This window comes from Paenibacillus polymyxa M1 (assembly GCF_000237325.1).
Lineage (GTDB): Bacteria > Bacillota > Bacilli > Paenibacillales > Paenibacillaceae > Paenibacillus > Paenibacillus polymyxa_C.
Window position 1 is genome coordinate 41,484 of sequence record NC_017542.1, and the last position, 18,745, is coordinate 60,228.

At 48.5% G+C, this 18,745-nt stretch carries 16 protein-coding genes; all 16 read left to right on the forward strand.

The features are described 5' to 3' along the window. Nucleotides 1-91 precede the first annotated feature (91 nt). The 16 genes from mfd (at nucleotide 92) to hpt (ending at nucleotide 18,709) form a co-directional block, all read left to right on the forward strand. Nucleotides 92-3,619, forward strand: coding sequence for a transcription-repair coupling factor (mfd, locus tag PPM_RS00210; protein WP_013368679.1), 3,528 nt, complete (start codon nucleotides 92-94; stop codon nucleotides 3,617-3,619). Then, nucleotides 3,603-4,721 (forward strand): peptidylprolyl isomerase, encoded by a 1,119-nt coding sequence (locus PPM_RS00215; protein WP_013368680.1) that lies wholly within the window; start codon nucleotides 3,603-3,605, stop codon nucleotides 4,719-4,721. Before mfd ends, PPM_RS00215 begins: the two co-directional genes overlap by 17 nt. A gap of 167 nt (nucleotides 4,722-4,888) precedes the next feature. Then, complete coding sequence (gene spoVT / locus PPM_RS00220; protein ID WP_013368681.1) at nucleotides 4,889-5,431, forward strand: stage V sporulation protein T; 543 nt, start codon at nucleotides 4,889-4,891, stop codon at nucleotides 5,429-5,431. 140 nt (nucleotides 5,432-5,571) lie between these two features. After that, a complete protein-coding gene (locus PPM_RS00225; protein WP_013368682.1) occupies nucleotides 5,572-7,230 on the forward strand; it encodes a putative polysaccharide biosynthesis protein in 1,659 nt (552 codons plus the stop codon). A gap of 163 nt (nucleotides 7,231-7,393) precedes the next feature. Continuing rightward, nucleotides 7,394-8,893 (forward strand): nucleoside triphosphate pyrophosphohydrolase, encoded by a 1,500-nt coding sequence (mazG, locus tag PPM_RS00230; protein WP_013368683.1) that lies wholly within the window; start codon nucleotides 7,394-7,396, stop codon nucleotides 8,891-8,893. Nucleotides 8,894-9,227: 334 nt separating this feature from the next. Continuing rightward, complete coding sequence (locus PPM_RS00235; RefSeq protein WP_007428028.1) at nucleotides 9,228-9,500, forward strand: HU family DNA-binding protein; 273 nt, start codon at nucleotides 9,228-9,230, stop codon at nucleotides 9,498-9,500. Further along, entirely contained in the window at nucleotides 9,500-9,778 is a 279-nt protein-coding gene (locus PPM_RS00240; RefSeq protein WP_014599342.1) for an RNA-binding S4 domain-containing protein, read from the forward strand. The genes PPM_RS00235 and PPM_RS00240 overlap by 1 nt, the downstream gene beginning before the upstream one ends. A gap of 185 nt (nucleotides 9,779-9,963) precedes the next feature. After that, on the forward strand, nucleotides 9,964-10,248 hold the full coding sequence (yabP, locus tag PPM_RS00245; RefSeq protein WP_013368685.1) for a sporulation protein YabP: 285 nt from the start codon (nucleotides 9,964-9,966) through the stop codon (nucleotides 10,246-10,248). Then, nucleotides 10,245-10,823 carry a spore cortex biosynthesis protein YabQ gene (gene yabQ / locus PPM_RS00250; protein WP_013368686.1) on the forward strand — a complete coding sequence of 193 codons (579 nt, stop codon included), beginning with the start codon at nucleotides 10,245-10,247 and terminating at the stop codon, nucleotides 10,821-10,823. The genes yabP and yabQ overlap by 4 nt, the downstream gene beginning before the upstream one ends. 4 nt (nucleotides 10,824-10,827) lie before the next feature. After that, on the forward strand, nucleotides 10,828-11,157 hold the full coding sequence (locus PPM_RS00255) for an FtsB family cell division protein (RefSeq protein WP_013368687.1): 330 nt from the start codon (nucleotides 10,828-10,830) through the stop codon (nucleotides 11,155-11,157). 123 nt (nucleotides 11,158-11,280) lie between these two features. After that, nucleotides 11,281-11,796, forward strand: a complete 516-nt coding sequence (locus tag PPM_RS00260; RefSeq protein ID WP_013368688.1) for a S1 domain-containing RNA-binding protein — start codon at nucleotides 11,281-11,283, stop codon at nucleotides 11,794-11,796. A gap of 505 nt (nucleotides 11,797-12,301) precedes the next feature. After that, complete coding sequence (spoIIE, locus tag PPM_RS00265) at nucleotides 12,302-14,809, forward strand: stage II sporulation protein E (protein ID WP_013368689.1); 2,508 nt, start codon at nucleotides 12,302-12,304, stop codon at nucleotides 14,807-14,809. A 126-nt stretch (nucleotides 14,810-14,935) separates the two neighbouring features. Beyond that, nucleotides 14,936-15,685: a vWA domain-containing protein gene (locus PPM_RS00270; protein ID WP_013368690.1), complete on the forward strand. Its 750-nt coding sequence runs from the start codon at nucleotides 14,936-14,938 to the stop codon at nucleotides 15,683-15,685. Continuing rightward, complete coding sequence (locus tag PPM_RS00275) at nucleotides 15,669-16,607, forward strand: protein kinase domain-containing protein (RefSeq protein ID WP_013368691.1); 939 nt, start codon at nucleotides 15,669-15,671, stop codon at nucleotides 16,605-16,607. Before PPM_RS00270 ends, PPM_RS00275 begins: the two co-directional genes overlap by 17 nt. A gap of 66 nt (nucleotides 16,608-16,673) precedes the next feature. Further along, the gene (gene tilS / locus PPM_RS00280; protein ID WP_013368692.1) at nucleotides 16,674-18,122 is read left to right on the forward strand and encodes a tRNA lysidine(34) synthetase TilS; all 1,449 of its coding nucleotides are present in this window, start codon (nucleotides 16,674-16,676) and stop codon (nucleotides 18,120-18,122) included. 47 nt (nucleotides 18,123-18,169) lie between these two features. Then, on the forward strand, nucleotides 18,170-18,709 hold the full coding sequence (gene hpt, locus PPM_RS00285; protein ID WP_013368693.1) for a hypoxanthine phosphoribosyltransferase: 540 nt from the start codon (nucleotides 18,170-18,172) through the stop codon (nucleotides 18,707-18,709). Nucleotides 18,710-18,745: the final 36 nt, after the last annotated feature.

Sequence of the window (18,745 nt, forward strand, 5' to 3'; positions counted from 1 at the left end):
GGTAGTTCCGCTTATGGAGCCTTGGCAGCATTGCTGAGGCTTCTTTTTCGGTTTACATGTAACTATTTATAAGCATAAAGGGGTGCCTTTTTTGTTACAAGCACTTATTCAGGCTTTTACGAAGGATGCTGATTATGCATCCATTGCGGCAGGTATATCCTCAGGCATGAAGGAACAGCTGATATCAGGCTTGTCAGGCTCTTCAAGACAGGTACTGATGGCCGCACTTGCTGAAGATACTGGACGACCGTTAATGGTCATGACGCACAATATGTTTGCCGCTCAAAAAATAGCAGATGATTTGCAGGAAGCGCTTTCTCCTGATCAGGTTTTATTGTATCCAGCCAACGAGTTGGTAGCTGCTGAAGCTGCCATATCCAGTCCAGAGACATTATCCCAACGAATTGATGTATTGATACGATGCGCCCAGGGTTTTCGTGGGGTTGTTGTCGTGCCGTTTTCTGGGGTCCGGCGTCTACTACCAATCCCGGAAACATGGCGTGAGGCTCGTGTTGAGCTGAAAGAGGGAGAAACGATTCAGCTGGAAGCATTTTTGCTGCATATGGTTGAGATGGGATACCAGCGTGTAGAACGTGTTGAATCCCGCGGGGAGATGAGTGTACGCGGGGGAATTATCGACTTTTACCCAATGACAACCCGTTGGGGCTATCGTGTGGAGTTGTTTGACGATGAAATTGACTCCATCCGTATGTTTGATCCGCAAGATCAGCGTTCGGTGGAAAAGGTACAGGAAGTTACTGTAACGCCATGTAAGGAAGTTATTGCAAGCCACCAGCGTATGGACCAAGCTGCCGATGCCGCTGCTATGTTGTTGGAGGAACAGCTGGACAAAATGACAGATCGTCAGGCTAAGCAGCATCTGAAAGAGGAAATTCATCGTGAAATTGAGCTGTTGCGGGAGCATGTGTATTTTGACGAAATCTATAAATATATCTCCCTGCTATATCCTGAACGTAAAACCTTGGCTGATTATATGCCGGCAGATACGATTCTGATCATTGATGAACCAGCACGGATGCTAGAAACAGCCAGGCAGCTAGAGCGGGATGAGTCTGAGTGGAATCTGCATTTGCTTCAAAACGGTAAAACTCTACCACAACTGGAGCTATCGGATAACTCGGATAATCTGCTGTATAATCGGAGATTTCAAACCCTGTTCCTGTCGATCTTCCTTCGCCAGGTTCCGCATACGCAGCCGCAAAATATTTTGAACTTCATTTGCCGGGGCATGCAGGATTTCCACGGTCAAATGAATGTACTCAAGGCAGAGATGGATCGTTGGCGCAAGGCAGGCACACAGGTTATGATGCTGGCGAGTGGAGATGAACGTCTGGATCGGATGCGGCGAGTGCTTCAAGACTACGGTATTGATGAGCCGACTATGGCGATTGGTAATCTGCAAAGCGGTTTTGAGATGCCGTCTATTCATCTGGCGGTGATTACCGAGGGTGAGATGTTCTCCCAGAAGCAGCGGAAAGCACGTAAGCAGGGCCGACATGTAGACAATGCAGAGCGGATTAAGAGCTATAGCGAGCTGAAGGTGGGCGACTATGTCGTACACCAAAATCACGGAATCGGGAAGTATATGGGAATCGGTACGCTGGAGGTTGGCGGTATCCATAAGGATTACATGCATATCCTCTATGCAGGCGGAGATAAGCTGTCTGTACCGATTGAACAAATTGATCTGATTCAGAAGTATGTGGGCTCAGAGGACAAGGAGCCCAAAATTTACAAACTGGGCGGCAATGAGTGGACACGTGTTAAAAGTAAGGTGCGCAGCTCGGTTCAGGACATCGCAGATGACCTGATCAAGCTATATGCGGAAAGACAGTCAGCACCAGGCTTTGCTTTTGAAAAGGATTCGCCGGAGCAACAGGAATTTGAGGATATGTTCCCGTATGATGAGACACGTGACCAGGTTCGGGCTATTGAAGAAATTAAGAAGGACATGGAGCAGAGTCGTCCAATGGATCGTTTGCTGTGCGGTGACGTAGGCTACGGCAAGACTGAGGTGGCTATTCGTGCTGCTTTTAAGTCTGCTATTGAGGGCAAACAAGTGGCTGTGCTGGTACCGACGACGATTTTGGCGCAACAGCACTATGAGACATTCCGTGAGCGCTTTTCTGGGTATCCGTTCAATATTCAGGTATTGAGCCGTTTCCGCTCGCGCAAAGAGCAGAATGAGACGACCAAGGGAGTTCGACAAGGTACGGTTGATATTGTCATTGGTACTCACCGTCTACTTTCACAGGATCTGGTGTTTAAAGATCTGGGGCTGCTTATTGTCGATGAGGAGCAACGTTTTGGTGTCACGCACAAAGAAAAGCTGAAAAAACTGAAAACGAATGTAGATGTGTTGACGCTAACGGCTACACCTATTCCGCGTACGCTGCATATGTCCATGCTGGGTGTACGTGATTTGTCAGTCATTGAGACGCCACCGGAAAATCGTTTTCCAGTGCAAACTTATGTCGTTGAGCATAGCCAGACTCTAGTTCGTGAGGCCATTGAACGCGAGATGGCACGCGGAGGGCAGGTTTATTACCTGTATAATCGCGTGCAGGGTATTCAGGAGATGGCTGCCGAGATCAATGCACTTGTCCCAGACGCCAAGGTGGGCGTAGGCCACGGACAGATGTCTGAAACGGAACTGGAGAAAACCATTTTGGATTTCCTGGATGGTGAATATGATGTACTGGTTAGCACGAGCATTATCGAAACCGGTGTGGATATTCCCAATGTGAATACACTCATTGTGCATGATGCCGATAAAATGGGGCTCTCCCAGCTTTATCAGCTGCGTGGGCGTGTAGGTCGTTCCAACCGGATTGCCTATGCTTATTTCACGTACCAGCGAGATAAGGTGCTTACAGAGGTAGCGGAGAAGCGACTTCAGTCTATCAAAGAATTTACGGAGTTGGGCTCCGGGTTCAAGATTGCAATGCGTGATTTGTCCATCCGCGGAGCGGGTAACTTACTTGGCGCCGAGCAGCACGGATTCATCGCATCCGTCGGTTTTGATCTTTACTCACAAATGCTGGCTGAGGAAATCAATAAACGTAAAGTCAGTGTGCTTGGAGAAGAGGATCAATCCAACCGGAATTGGAGTACATCGATTGATTTGAGCGTCGATGCTTACCTGCCGGGAGACTATATTTATGACAGCATTCAGAAGATTGAGATTTATAAAAAGGTTGCGGCAGTCAGTACCTTTGACGAGGCTTCCGAGCTGGAGGACGAACTGGTCGACCGGTTTGGCGATCTGCCAGAGGCAGTGCGTCATTTGCTGGCCGTGGCCCGTCTCAAGGTGTATGGACGGATGTATGGCATCGAGTCCATTGTTCAACGGGATGACAATATGGTGTTGAAATTTCACGAGGGGCGCCAGCAGGCGCTGCAGACTGCCAAACTTGCCGAGATTGGCAATCGCTTTGAAAGACGTGTACAATTTGAACAGGGTACTTCTATGAGCGTACGCATAAAGGGTAAAGGTCTAAATGATGCACAACTGCTAGAACTGCTGGAGCAATTTTTGAGTGCATTGAAAGAAGCATTCACATTGAAGGAGGAACTGCAAAATGTCACAACTAAATAAAAGAAAACCTTGGAGAATGCTCTCCTTGGGCATGGCAGCGTTGCTAGCTATATCGGTGCTCGCAGCATGTACGAAGCAAGCGGATGAGAATAAGGTCAAGGATGAGCCGAAAGACAACAGCAAGGTTGTCGTGACCTATAAGGGTGGAACGATTACCGAAAATGAGTTCAACCAAGAAATCAGCATGATGAAATTTCTGTACCCAGAGTATGAGGCTGCTTTAGCTTCTGATCAGGTACGTGAGCAAATTGTAAAGCAGGAAGTAGTGTACAAGCTTTTGGCAGCCAAAGCGGACGACAAAGCCAAGGAAGAGGGCGCCAAACAAGGAAACGAGCAGTTGGAGCAGTATAAAAAGTCGGTCGGAGAAGATAAGTTTAAGACATTTCTAAGTGATCAGAAGCTGACCGAACAAGGTGTGAAAGATTACTTCACGCGTGTAATGACGGTAATCAACAGCGAAACCAATAAAGTAACGGATGATCAGCTGAAACAGGAATTTGAAAAAAATAAAGATCAGTTCACGACAGCAACTGTACGTCATGTATTGATTAATTTTGAAGATCCAAAAACAAAGAAACAGCGTACAAAAGAGGCTACTCTCAAGCTGGCCAAAGAGGTAAAGGCAAAATTGGATGGTGGAGCGGATTTTGCAACGATTGCTAAGAAGTATTCGGAAGACCCAGGTTCCGCATCTAATGGCGGGCTGTATGAGAATGCATCTGTAGCGCAATGGGTACCTGCTTTTAAAGAGGCTGCCGAGACTCAACCAATTAACAAAATTGGTGAACCCGTGGAAACAGAATACGGATATCACGTGATCAAAGTGGAGTCCCGCAATGAGCCGACATTTGATAAATTGAAGGACAACGAAAAGGCTGCCCTGAAAAATAAACTAGCTGGGGAAAGTATCCAAAACTTTACCGAAAATGATTTGACGAAGCTTGATTTGAAAATCAATCTGCCGAAGGCACCTGCTACGCAAGAGAAAAGTGGTGCAACGTCCGGTGCGGGCAGCACAACTACGCCGAGCGGAACAACAAGCGGTACGGGCGATAGCAAAGCTGGAACAACTAAAGATGGAGCTGCAAACGAAGGTAAATAACTGAACATGCATAAGGAATTGGGAACAGATGAATACTATGGTCAGATATCACCATAAACACCATGAACGCGACGTTCTTCGTGACCGCTTCTGGGGGAGTGGAAGCGTCTTTCGATACCGTCAGTAGTTTACTAAATTCTTCTTGAGAAAGTGGGGCAACATGTGAAATGAAAGCTACTGGTATAGTTCGCCGTATTGATGATCTTGGGCGGGTAGTTATTCCAAAGGAGATTCGCCGCACCTTGAGAATTCGTGAAGGAGATCCGCTTGAGATTTTTGTGGATCGTGACGGAGAAGTCATTTTGAAAAAGTATTCACCTATTGGTGAACTTGGTGATTTCGCCAAAGAGTATGCTGAGTCCCTGTTTGAAAGTACTGGCCATATTACGATGATTACCGATCGTGACACCATTATTACGGTGGCTGGAGGCTCGAAAAAAGAGTTTCTGGACAAGCAAATCGGTAGCATTATTGAAGGTAGCATGGATAATCGCAAGACTGTGCTGGAGACAGCCAGCGGCTCTTACGAGCTGACGCGAGACCACGAAGAAACACTCTCGTCCTTTGTGACGGCTCCCATTGTTTCGGGTGGTGATCCCATTGGTTCTGTTATATTGTTGAACAAGGATGAAAATGTAAAAATGTCCGAAATGGAGGTCAAGATGGCTGAAACAGCCGCTGGCTTCCTGGGCAAACAAATGGAACAGTAACACCCCGTTTCACCCCTGTGTGACGTACAGAATGGCTAAAGCCGTTCAACGTTGTACAGGGATTTTTTTCTTTCCGGAAGAAGAGACGGTATAATAGGACTCGTAAAAATGCTTATTCCAGGTGGGAGTGGAGACGGAGAATGCAGGAAAATCGCGCCGCTTCGCGGCTGCTACGAGGCGCTGTCATCTTAACACTGGCAGCTGTAGCAAGCAAGCTGATTGGCACATTGCAAAAAATCCCGCTGCAAAATATTGGCGGCGACGGCGTGTTTGGCATTTATAATACGGTTTATCCTTTTTATACGCTGTTCATTACCATTGCAGCTGCTGGATTCCCGGCGGCTGTATCCAAATTTGTAGCTGAGTATGAGGCTGTGGGAAATCAGGCAGCGGGGCAACGTGTTGCCCGGCTATCTTCGCTTGTACTAGGCATATTCGGATTGATTCTGGGGCTGCTGATGTATACGTGTGCGCCACTAATCGGCCAGTGGATCGACAATGCTCACGTCATTCCATCGGTGAGGGCGGCGGCGATTGCCTTCTTGTTCGTGCCAGTTATGGCGGGACTGAGAGGCTATTTTCAAGGCTTGCAAAATATGATCCCAACGGCGGTCTCACAAGTGACGGAGCAGGCGATAAGGGTAAGCGTGATGATCATATTGTTGCTGTTCATGCTGTCACAAGGAGCAGGGGCGGATATGATTGCCGCCGGAGCAGTGTTTGGTTCAGCAGCAGGCGGAGCAGCGGGCCTGGTGATCATGCTGCTGTATTGGCGAGGTCACAGAAAGAGACTTAGGCGGCAAGAGACGGTCATGACAACAGTGCAGGCACAGACTGGTGAGCTTCACCCAGCGGAAAGCAGTGGTGCTTTGCTAAAGGCACTGCTACGTTATGCTCTGCCTGTTTGCCTTGGAGCGCTAGCCGTTCCGTTAATAAACCTGGTAGATACATTTACCGTCCCTCGCCTGTTAAAGCAGGAGGGCTTGGATGATACGGCGGTTATGGTGGCCTTCGGCGTGTATAACCGGGGGCTTCCGCTAGTACAGCTGGTCATGATGTTTGCCACCACATTGTCGGCATTGTTCATACCCTCGCTGGCTGAGGCACGGGTGACCGGAGGTACGGAGCTGGCACGTCGTCAGTGCGAGCAATCGCTGCGCTGGTTTTGGCTGCTGGGACTAGCCGCTGCAACAGGTCTGATCGTGCTGGCCGTGCCCGTCAATGTGATGCTGTATGCAGACGACACTGGCAGCACGGTTATGCGCTGGATGGCGCTGACCGCCGTAGGCGGCACGCTCAGCATCATCTCGGCTGCGCTGTTGCAAGGGCTTGGCGCGGTTCGTGCGCCAGCCCTGGCGATGCTCGCGGCCGCTGCAGCCAAGGGGCTGCTAAACTGGCTGCTCGTGCCGCAGCTCGGCACGGCAGGCGCCGCCATTGCGGGGGCTGTCGCCTATTTGCTGGCGGCTGTGATCAACATCGCGCTGCTGGCCCGCTTGGTGGGGCTGCGCGGGAGCTGGTCCGCCAGTGTGCTCAAACCGGCGGCATTGCTTGTCGCCTTGGCTGGTGCAGCCGGGGCGGCGATGTGGGGCACCAGTGCTGTGCTGGGTGCCCTGGGCTGGGCGGCCGGAGGTCGTGCCACGGCAGCGGCGGAGAGCCTGCTGGGTGTAGCGGCAGGCGCCGTGGTGTTCGTGATCGGCCTCGCACGCCTGAGGTTGATCACGGAAGCCGAGCTTGTGGCAGTGCCCAAGCTCGGACGCCCGCTGGCAGCTGTGCTGCGCAGACTGCGTGTACTGGCTTAGCCCGGGGTTATACGGCTTGCCGCGTGAAAGCTGCACAAGCCATTTTATGAGCCTATACCACTTTGTGGTATAGTAAATGCCAAAGCAAAGGAAGCGGAAGCTGGGCTGTGCCGGGTGTTTTTTCGGAGCATGCATCCTGCTTTTGCGGAACGGAGGATTGGATATGAGCGTAACATTAACGATCGTAGGTCTGGGCTCGGGAGATCCTGATCAGCTTACGATAGGGATATTGAACAAAATGCGGGGCGCTTCAGCGCTCTATCTGCGAACCAAGGAACATCCGGCGGTTCGAGTGCTGGATGAGTTTGAGGTGGCTTTTGAGTCGTTTGATGCGGTATATGAGACAAAGGATTCTTTTCCAGAGGTATATGAGGAAATTACCAGTCAACTGATGGAAAAGGTTGCTAAGGCGGCAGACGGGAGTGAAATCGTCTATGCAGTTCCCGGTCACCCGATGGTGGCGGAAGCAGCGGTGCAGTTGCTCAAGGAGCGTTGCCCTGCGCAAGGGATTGAACTAAACATTTTGGGTGGAGAAAGTTTTCTGGATGAGGCTTTTGTGCGTCTTGGTTTTGATCCGATTGAGGGTTTTCAGCTGTTGGATGCAGGTACACTTGATGCCAGCTGGCTCCAGCCTCAGTTGCATACGCTGATCGGACAGGTATATGACACCTTTACGGCTTCCGATGTGAAGCTATGTTTGATGGAGCGGTATCCTGACGATTATGAGGTGTATGTCGGCCACGCGCTTGGGGTAGAAGGTGAGGAAGCAGTCCACAAGGTGCCGCTGTACGAGCTGGATCGAGTAGAGGGCTATGGGAACCTATCCTTGGTATACATACCTCGTAGTGAAGATGAGGCCCTGAAACGGCGTTCTTTTGACCGTCTACATGAGATTGTCGATATTTTGCGCAGTCCGGAAGGCTGTCCATGGGATCGTGAACAGACACATCAATCGATCCGCAAAAATCTGATCGAGGAAACGTATGAGGTCATTGAAACCATAGATGAGGATGATCCTGAGCATATGAAGGAAGAGCTTGGCGATCTGTTGTTGCAAATTTTGCTGCATGCCCAAATGGAGGAGGAAGTCGGAACCTTCAATGTGTATGATGTGATCCAGGGACTGAACGATAAGCTTATTTTCCGTCATCCGCATGTATTCGGTGACAATCAAGCCAATGATGCGGAAGAGGCGCTGCAAAATTGGGAACAGATGAAGGCAGAGGAAAAACGGCTAAAAGGTACGGCGGCAGCCAATCCTTCCGTACTGGATGGGGTTCCCCGTGATCTGCCTGCTCTTATGAAATCGTATAAGCTCCAGAAGAAGGCAGCTAAAGTAGGCTTTAACTGGGATAGCATTGAAGGCGTATTTGATAAATTGGACGAAGAAGTGGCTGAGTTGAAGGAAGCGGTTCGTGAAGGGCATTCCATGGAAGCTCAGTTGCTGGAGTTGGGGGATGTTCTATTTGTTGCCGTGAATGCGGCCCGGTTCATGGATGTAGATCCGGAGGAGGCGCTGTCAGCCACTAATCGCAAATTTGTGAGCCGCTTCCAGTATATTGAGCAGAAACTACGCGAGCAGGGGCGTCGTCCTGAGGACAGCAGTGTAGATGAAATGGAGACCTACTGGCAGGAAGCGAAAAAGCTTCTTGACAGAGATTGATTCCATAGATTTGATCTTTGGCTGTATTGGACAGTAAAATGAGTCATATGCAGGGTTGAAAATACGCCCGGCTTGAGCAGACTTGCCAATGGGCAGAGTTTTGTAGTAGGATGTTGGCTTAACTGGGGTCGAATAAAAAACGCCTGTCATTGCAGGATTTTTAAGGACAAGCCAGAATAACTTGTAGTAATTCTGAAAATAACTGTAGCTAATAGTTGAACACGTTACAGTGGTATTCAGGAAGGGCTTCGGCCACAGTTGGACCTCACGTATGCTCCATTTAAGGACATGTAGCGTGATGATTATTTTTTGACATTTAGGAGGCTTTTATCTTATGAACAAGACAGATCTGATCAACAATATTTCCAGCAAAAGCGGTTTGAGCAAACGTGACGTTGAAGCTGTATTGAATGGCGTTCTTGGTGAAATTACAGATGCACTTGCTAGTGGTGACAAAGTACAACTGATCGGCTTTGGTACTTTCGAAACGCGCAAACGTTCCAGCCGTACAGGCCGCAATCCACAAACCGGCAACACGATTGAAATTCCAGAATCGACCGTTCCTGCTTTTAAAGCTGGTAATAAGCTTAAAGAAGCCGTTAACTAATGCGTCTTGATAAATTCTTGAAAGTCTCGCGGCTGATTAAGCGTCGTACAGTAGCTAAGGACGTCTCTGAACAAGGGAGAGTCGTGGTGAATGGACGCGAAGCCAAGCCGAGCAGTGCGGTCAAAGTAGGCGATGAAATTACCGTCCAATTTGGCCAGAAGCTGGTGACCGTGCGAGTGGAACGGCTCGCCGACACTACACGCAAGGACGAGGCTGCAAGTATGTACACTTTGGTAAAGGAAGAGCCTATTGCCAGGGACAACGGTTTGAACTGGTAAGCAGACATCTGATTTTCTCATAACGTTGTACATAGAAGCATTCCTTCATATTGTACGAAGGAATGCTTTTTTTTTATATGAGGAGCTTTTGTCTAATTGTCTAATATATGCTCGTGAATAGCCAAAGCGGTTCTAAATCATGCCCATCCCTTCATAAGCTAAGAACAGAAGGAGGGGTACATGCCATGATTGAACAAGGGAAGTCCAAGCACCATGATCTGCGCATGCAAAGCCGTAAGCAGCTCGACATTTCAGGCGTCAGCAATGTGGAGAGCTTTGACAGTGAAGAGTTTTTGCTTCAGACCGAGCTGGGCCATCTCACCATTCGCGGACAACATTTACATATCAAAAACCTCAGTCTGGAAGAGGGGCTACTGTCCATTGAAGGTCTGATTACTTCCCTCGTCTACCTGGAGCCTGGGGCCCCGGCCAAAAACGGAAAAAGCCTATTCGGCAAGCTCTTCAAATGAACCCTTACACACAATGGCTGACATTGACGTGGATGCTATTGTCGGGCATAACCATGGGAGTGGTATTTGACAGCTACCGGGTGCTGTCAATCCGCTTTCATTTTGCCCGTTGGAGTGTTCATTTGTTGGACGTGCTGTATTGGGTGGCCTCGGCTTTGTTTATTTTCCGTGTGCTGTACGCGAGTAATCGCGGTGAGCTGCGGTTTTATGTCTTTTTAGGACTACTTTTGGGGGTTTGGCTCTATTTTTGGGCCTTTAGTGTTACAACCCAACGTTTTGTGGTAATGTTAATAGAGATCGTTCGCAGACTGACGTTGATCGTGAACAGCATACTGCGCATCCTGATTGTTCTTCCGGTGTTAGCGCTGTATCGGCTGTTACGCAAGCTGGTCGGATGGACATGGGCACTTATTGTGCTCCTAGGAAGGATGCTGATATACATCCTGATGCCGGTTTGGAAGCCGATCCTTTGGTCGATCCGTCCGCTTATAGCGCGTTGGAAGACGCCAGATCCGCTCGTAAAGCTGGGTATCAGACTGAAAAATACAGCAAAAAGATGGTTTGGAAGGGGGTAGTATCATGCGTAATTCGTCTGTAGATCGCCATTCATCTCCTACGTCCAAGTCCAATGCGGGCGGGCGCAGGCGAATCATGATTTGGTTGCTATCGCTTGCCGCCTTTGGTAGTTGGGCCATATTCACCTTTTTTTCTCAAGGTATGATCATGGCCGATCGAAGTGAACAGCTCACCCAGAAGGAAAAACAGAAGCAAGCTGCTACACAAACGGAACAACAGCTTCAAACCGAAGTGAATCGTCTCAAGGACCCTGAGTACATTGGAGAGATTGCTAGAAGCAAGTACGGTCTTTACAAACCGGAAGAGACACCAATCATCGGAGATCAAAAATAGAATCATTATCGGGCCAATGCTTAGTTGACCTTGGTTCCGCCATTTTGTATAATCAAATCACCACAGCGGGATTTTTTTGCAAAAAAATCGGTTGTATATTTTAAGGGAGGATCATTTTATTCTATGGCAATTGAAGTGGGCACCAAGTTAGAGGGCAAAGTGACAGGCATCACGCATTTTGGAGCATTTGTGGATTTGTCTGGAGGTGTCACGGGTCTCGTTCACATCTCGGAAATCGCCGATAATTATGTTAAGGATGTTAACGACCACCTGAAGATTAATGATGTTGTGACGGTGAAAGTCATTAATGTTGACAAAGATGGCAAAATCGGACTTTCCATTAAGCAAACGATTGATAAGCCGGCAAGTGAAGCCCGTCCCCCAAGAGCTCCAAGACCGGAGCGTACAGGAGGACCAGGCGGAGGAGACCGTTTTGGCGGCGGAGGTTCAGGTCCAAGTCAGGGACGCGGTGGTGGTTTCAACCGCGATCGTGGAGGCCGTTCTTTCAAGCCTGCACCGGGTAAACCTTCATTTGAGGATAAAATGTCACGCTTCCTGAAAGATAGTGAGGAACGCATTTCGTCGCTGAAAAAGAACACCGAAGGTAAACGCGGAGGACGCGGCGCGAAGCGTGTTTAATTCACTTTGACAACCGTATCAACCATACACGGAAAACCGTACAGTCGAAAGACTGCTACGGTTTTTTTGCGTTCTACCGACAAGAGATGCGACAAGCCGTGGCTACGGGCAATATGTTTGGGTGGAGTTGTACGGGCACATTTTTAAGACTAGTAGTTTTATGAAGAAGAGAAGAAGCATCTACTGAAATGTTGGATGTTTTTTTTGTCGTGTGGACATAATCGTCCGACAAACTCCAACGGTTTTCCGTCTATCTTCTGTGCAAATCGCTAGATTTGGTATCAGGATGACTGACATAGAGAGGTCGCCCAAAGCGTAGAGAGAGACAACTTCCATCTGCTTCCATACGGGCGTAGCTTGAAGTACAGGGGAATGCTCTGTCCTTTCGCGCGGCACGTTTTTTTGTCGGAAATTTCTTGGAATAAGACGTGAGGTTCTGACAAACTTTCTCAATCGTTCCGGTTTAAGATGGGAACATCAAATTGATGAATGGGGTGCCTGACGCATGATGGAGAAATGGAACGTGGTACATTTTCCGGGGTTAAAATCTAGAAAGTCCAAATCCAAAGAGCGTACGGAAGGTTGGCCTTCCAGACTCAAGAAACGGCTCAATTCACATAAAGTAGTGCAATGGGTAACCGCGCAAAGATGGATGCTGCTATTGTCAGCTATGGGAGTTTTATTGGGACGCGCCACTATTTTGGACGAGCTTTCTCCTTTTGCCCTCGCTTATTTTGCGGTCATTACGTTCCTTCGGCGTGATCTGATGCTGCCTGTAGCTGTATCCGTTGTGCTAGGCAGCCTGTTAGCTCCTTACCCATCGTTATTCATGATTGGTGGTGAGTTAATCGTATTTTATCTCCTGTATCGCGGGCTACGCACCTTCGATCGTCTGGAATTATCCTATGCCCCGCTTATGGTCTTCTTGTCTGTGTTTATGGTCAATTTATTTAACGCCGTGATGGCTCCGGCTTTTACATGGTATGAGCTTGTCATTGTGGGAACGGATGCGGTACTCAGTTTTATGCTTACATTGGTGTTCACCCAGGCCATACCGCTGTTTACGTACCGCAAGAAGGCAAGCCAGCTCAAAAATGAAGAAATTTTGTGTCTTATTATTCTATTAGCCTCTGTGATGACGGGAGCAGTAGGATGGACCGTTCATTCACTGTCTGTCGATCATGTACTTTCACGATACTTGGTCTTGGTGTTTGCTTTGGTGGGAGGTGCTTCCCTGGGTGCTTCGGTCGGTGTGATTACCGGTTTAATTTTGAGCCTGGCCAATATGTCTGCAATTGTGCAGATGAGTCTACTTGCTTTTGCAGGTTTGCTGGCAGGGATGCTGCGTGAAGGGAGAAAAGGTGCAGTAGCCCTTGGTATGCTGCTAGGCTCTTCCATTTTGACGATCTATCTGGATGGGACTGGAGACGTGCTGACATCAACCTGGGAGAGCTGCGCGGCAATCCTATTATTTTTAATGACTCCAAAAAGTTTCTTTAAAGCGGTTTCTACCTATGTCCCTGGTACGCAGGATCACGCCAAGTCACAGCATGAATATGCCAAAAGGGTTCGTGATCTCACCGCCGAGCGGGTGACGAAATTTTCCCGTGTATTCAGCCAGCTGTCCCGCAGTTTCCATCAGATATCTGCGAGTGAGGGAGCAAAATCGGACGGAGAAATCGAACACTTTATGAATGCGGTGGCGGAAGGAACATGTGCCTCTTGCTTTAAGTGCGAGCAGTGTTGGGACGGCAAGTTTATGCAAACCCATCAGTATATGACGGAAATGATGAGTGCCATTGAGGACAATCCTGATTTAGAGCCAGAGCAGATGCCGCCGCAATGGAGCAAGGCATGTGCCAAAACGGGCGCTGTCCTGCAGGTAATGAAACAGCAGTATAGTCTCTACCAGCATAATATGCAGTGGAAGCGCCAAGTATACGATAGTCGTCAGCTTGTTGCTGACCAGCTATCCGGTGTATCGCAAATTATGGAGGATTTAGCGCGGGAAATTCAGCGGGAAGGGCAGACCATGCATCGGCAGGAAGAGCAAATCCGAGAGGCTCTTGATAGACTGGGCTTGTCCATCCAATCCATCGAAATTATTAGCCTGGATGCAGGCCAGGTTGAAATTGAGATTGTCCACGCCTATACAAGGGGATTTGATGAATGTCGGAAAATTATTGCTCCACTGCTGTCGGACATACTAGACGAGCATATAGCTGTCATGCGCGAAACGGCGGCAGATCGCCGCCAAGGCTTGGCTACAGTCATGTTCGGCTCTGCTAAAACATATGAGATTGCTACAGGAGTAGCTAGTGCCGCCAAAGGAGGCGATTTCTTCTCAGGAGACAGCTACAGCATGATGGAGCTAGGGAATGGGACTTTCGCAGTCTCTTTAAGCGATGGTATGGGGAACGGAGAGCGTGCGCAGCAAGAGAGCAGTGCAGCACTTAACATTTTGGAAGAACTACTGCAATCGGGTATGGACGAAAAATTGGCGATCAAGTCGGTTAACTCTGTCCTGATGCTGCGATCACCTGAGGAAATGTATGCTACGGTGGATATGGCGCTGATTGATCAGTATACGGCCCGGACAACCTTTATGAAGATTGGATCTACACCGAGCTTTATTAAAAGAGGGGAGGAGGTCATTCCCGTATCTGCCAGCAATTTACCGATTGGCATTATACAGGATATCGAAGTTGATTTGGTTTCGCTGCAACTCCAGCCGGGGGATATTCTCATTATGATTACAGACGGTATATACGATTCACCGGGTTATGCAGTCAATAAAGAGATATGGATGAAACGCATGATTCAGGAAATTGAAAGTGAAGATCCACAGCAATTGGCTGACTGTTTGCTAGAACGGGTTATTCGATACCAACAAAATCAAATCTATGATGATATGACTGTAGTTGTTAGTAAAATAGACCACTTTCACCCAGAGTGGGCAACTCTCCATGTACCCGGCATGAGGTGGTTAGAACGTCCACGGACGGTGAGCTAGACTGACATTGCCCGGGAAATTCCTTATACATTTTTAAAAATCCGCATCCTTCGTTTGAATCGTTCCGGATTAGGCAAAGATAGAATCTATCGGAATAGATTAAGAGGAAGCGGAGGTCAAAAAGCGATGAAGCAAATTTTGATCATTACAGATGGATGCTCTAACGTAGGTGTTAGCCCAGTTATGGCGGCTGCCCAAGCTTTACGGGAGGGAATTACAGTGAACGTCGCTGGAGTCATAGACTACGGAACCATCGGCGAGCTTGGGAGCGCAGAGATTCAGGAAATTGCTAAAGCAGGGGGAGGGTTTAGCCAAATCGTCGGTACGAAGCAGTTAGCGCAAACCATGCAGATGATGACGCGCAAAACAGTGGTTCAAACGATTCAGCAGGCGGTTAATAGAGAGTTAACGCACATTTTGGGTGAGGGCGGTGCCCGGCATATCGGTGAACTGCCTCCGGCCAAACGAGCCCAGGTAGTTGAGGTAATGGATGAATTGACAGAAACAAGCCCTCTGGAAATTGCTTTACTCATTGATGCAAGTGCAAGCATGAAGCCCAAGCTACCTGCTGTAGAGGACAGTATCCGCGATTTGCTGCTCAGCTTACAGTCCAGAAGCGGACTCAGCCGTATATCTGTATTTCATTTCCCGGGCGGACGAATGGGAGAAGACGCAGTCATGGATATCGGGTGGACCTCTGAGCTTGACCAGATCAAATCGATATTCGGACGCTTGCGGATGAAAGGAGCGACACCGACAGGACCGGCCATTTTACAAGTGATTGATTATTACCGATATGTTACACTAGGGGAACAGAAAGATCTGGAAGAATCCTATAGCAAAGGAGAAGGGATGCTCGGTGACTACGTCGTCTGATCCCGTTCTTGCACCCGGAACGGTCATCAAGGGCAAGTGGAAGCGGAGTAGCTATGTCATCCAGCGCTTGCTGGGCCGGGGAGCGAACGGAACTGTATATTTGGTAAAAGAAGCACAGGCCGATCGGCAATTTGCTCTCAAAATGGGAAAGAACACGCTTGATCTGCAATCGGAGATTAATGTGCTGACCACATTACAGTCTCAAGGGACTCAGGCTGCCCTCCAGCGTAATGGAAATCCTTCCTTCTTGTTTGAGGTGGATGATGTAGTGTTACGTAGTGGGGAGATCCCCTTTTATGTTATGCGATACGTCAAAGGAGATCCGCTTCATAAATTTGTGGCAGCCAAAGGGTCTGAGTGGTATGGTGTGGCTGGAACCGGCATACTGAATCGTTTGGCCGATCTCCATCAGGCAGGATGGGTGTTTGGCGACCTGAAGCCTCAAAATATATTGGTCAATGCCTATGGAGAGGCTGAGTTGATTGATTATGGCGGGGTGTCCCTTGCAGGTCGGAGTGTTAAACAATTTACAGAATGGTACGACAGGGGATTCTGGAATGCTGGTAGCCGAAATGCTGATCCCCAGTATGACCTGTTTGCCTTTGCTCTTCTAACGATTCATATATTAGAGAGCGAATCGTTAAAGGCAGCTGCGAGCAGGCTACCACAGCTACGTAATACGGCAGAATTGACAGTCATTATTCGTCGCAGCCGTATATTGCGCCCCTACGCCGAATGGCTGCTGGGTGCAGTGCGTGGAGAATATTCCGATACTCGTGCAGCGGCCCGAGCTTGGTCGCGTCTGGCTTCCGCACATGTCAGGCAATCATCTGTCAAAAGGGGAAATCCACGCTGGCTGGGATATGCTTTTACGGTATCGCTTTTGCTGCTTGCCGGAGCGCTCTGGATTGCGTTAAGGTAGCAGCATGACTTACATAAGATAACAGAGGATCATCATTTTTACGGTCGGGAGAAAAGAGGGTCGTAAATGGGAACAACAAAACCGACCGGTGTTGTACAGGAAGTACTCGCTTTGGCGCGAGAACATTCACTGTGGAGCCCCGGAGACCGCATTGTGGTTGCTGTATCCGGTGGACCGGATTCGGTGGCCCTTTTGCACATTTTACATGAAATATCCGTTATACATATGCCATTACAACTCGTCTGCGCTCATGTTCATCATGGCTTCAGGCCAGAGGAATCGGATGCGGAGGCTGAAGAGGTACACAATATTGCCCGAAAGCTCAAGCTTCCATTTGAAATGATTCGGGTGGATGCACCCGCTTATATGAAGGAGAGCGGTAAGGGTCCACAGGAAGCCGCCCGTGAGCTACGGTACAGCTTTTTACATGATACGGCTACGAAGTGGAAGGCACAACATATTGCTATGGCTCACCATGGCGATGATCAAGCGGAAACAGTTCTCTTGCACTTGCTGCGCGGTAGCGGACCGGCGGGTTTGGCGGGTATGCGTTTAGCACGAAATGAAAAAAATGTGCAACTCATTCGCCCGCTACTTCGTATGTACAAGGCTGACTTGATTGAGTACTGCAACTTTCATGGTTTTTCCTATGTGACAGACAGCACTAATTTATCGTCTAAATACCGTCGTAATGCTATCCGCATGGATGTGCTCCCTTTTTTGGGGCAATATAATGAGCAACTGACACCATCCCTGAATCGGCTGGCCGAAACGATGGCTGACGAAAATGATTTTATGGAGGCAGCTACACTGTCAGCATATGAGAAAATGGTGCACTTCAATAATGGCAGGTACATGTTTTCCATCGCTTCATATCGTAAGCTATCCGTTGCTTTACAACGGAGGTTGATTAAACTAATATTAAATTATCTGCCTTCGGGCAGTGAAAATTTTGATTTTCGTAAAATTGAGACCGTTCGACTAAGACTTCTCCAAGAGACATCTTCTACGTGGAGCTTGGACTTGGGCGGCGGTGCGGTTGGAGTCCGCGAATATGACCAGGCGGTTTTGTTTGACCGTACGCAAGTCGTTATGGGTGAATGGAGCTATGGACTGAGCGTATTGCCTATTTCCGGTGAGCTGGAGTTGCCTGAAGCGGGTGGTATACTTCGGTGGCGAAGAGCTTCCTATTGGGATGGACACCATCCGGCGAATGAGGAAGAAGCATGGTTCGACGCAGACGAATTGACTTTGCCGTTGACTGTACGTTCGCGATTACCTGGAGATACCATGTATGTAATGGGATTAAACGGAAGAAAAAAGGTTAAAGATATTTTTATTGATGAAAAAATACCTCCTTTAATGCGTTCCGTTATTCCGATCGTCTGCGACCACTCTGGAGTTGTTCTCTGGATTCCGGGCGTACGACGTTCTGTACATGCTGCGGTGCAAAAGCACACGTCTTCGGTTATATATATGTCATGGCAAAGACGAGAGAGTCCGGGGCACCAGTAATTGCGCAGGAACGGCTTTCATAGTATAAACTTAGGAGGTTTACACCGTTGCAAAATGATATTCAGGAAGTATTGATCAGTGAAGAAGAGATTCAGAGTAAAATCAAGGAATTGGGCGCACAGCTTAGCGTGAAATATGAAGGAAAAAATCCATTGGTGATTTGCGTGCTGAAGGGTGCGTTTATCTTTATGGCGGATTTGGTTAAATCCATTACAGTGCCGTTGGAACTTGATTTCATGGCTGTATCTAGTTATGGAGTATCCACCAAATCATCAGGCGTTGTTAAAATCATCAAAGATTTGGACGCTTCAGTGGAAGGACGCGATGTTCTGATTGTCGAAGATATTATCGACAGTGGTCTGACGCTGACACATTTGATTGAATTGCTTAAGAATCGTAATGCCAATTCGGTATGTGTCGTAACTTTGTTCGACAAGCCTGCACGCCGGACCGTTAATCTTGAAGCTGATTACACCGGATTTACACTTCCGGATGCGTTTGTTGTCGGCTATGGTCTGGACTATGCCGAGCATTACCGGAACCTCCCATACATAGGGATTTTGAAGCCGGAAATCTACACCAGCTAATCTCAGCCTCCAGTCCTAGGACTAAATAGGGTCCTT

Bases quoted from the DNA above. Each gene is read 5' to 3' on its own strand.
- PPM_RS00215 (WP_013368680.1), top strand. From the start codon at position 3,603: ATGTCACAACTAAATAAAAGAAAACCTTGGAGAATGCTCTCCTTGGGC.
- spoVT (WP_013368681.1), top strand. From the start codon at position 4,889: ATGAAAGCTACTGGTATAGTTCGCCGTATTGATGATCTTGGGCGGGTA.
- PPM_RS00225 (WP_013368682.1), top strand. From the start codon at position 5,572: ATGCAGGAAAATCGCGCCGCTTCGCGGCTGCTACGAGGCGCTGTCATC.
- mazG (WP_013368683.1), top strand. From the start codon at position 7,394: ATGAGCGTAACATTAACGATCGTAGGTCTGGGCTCGGGAGATCCTGAT.
- PPM_RS00235 (WP_007428028.1), top strand. From the start codon at position 9,228: ATGAACAAGACAGATCTGATCAACAATATTTCCAGCAAAAGCGGTTTG.
- PPM_RS00240 (WP_014599342.1), top strand. From the start codon at position 9,500: ATGCGTCTTGATAAATTCTTGAAAGTCTCGCGGCTGATTAAGCGTCGT.
- yabP (WP_013368685.1), top strand. From the start codon at position 9,964: ATGATTGAACAAGGGAAGTCCAAGCACCATGATCTGCGCATGCAAAGC.
- yabQ (WP_013368686.1), top strand. From the start codon at position 10,245: ATGAACCCTTACACACAATGGCTGACATTGACGTGGATGCTATTGTCG.
- PPM_RS00255 (WP_013368687.1), top strand. From the start codon at position 10,828: ATGCGTAATTCGTCTGTAGATCGCCATTCATCTCCTACGTCCAAGTCC.
- PPM_RS00260 (WP_013368688.1), top strand. From the start codon at position 11,281: ATGGCAATTGAAGTGGGCACCAAGTTAGAGGGCAAAGTGACAGGCATC.
- spoIIE (WP_013368689.1), top strand. From the start codon at position 12,302: ATGATGGAGAAATGGAACGTGGTACATTTTCCGGGGTTAAAATCTAGA.
- PPM_RS00270 (WP_013368690.1), top strand. From the start codon at position 14,936: ATGAAGCAAATTTTGATCATTACAGATGGATGCTCTAACGTAGGTGTT.
- tilS (WP_013368692.1), top strand. From the start codon at position 16,674: ATGGGAACAACAAAACCGACCGGTGTTGTACAGGAAGTACTCGCTTTG.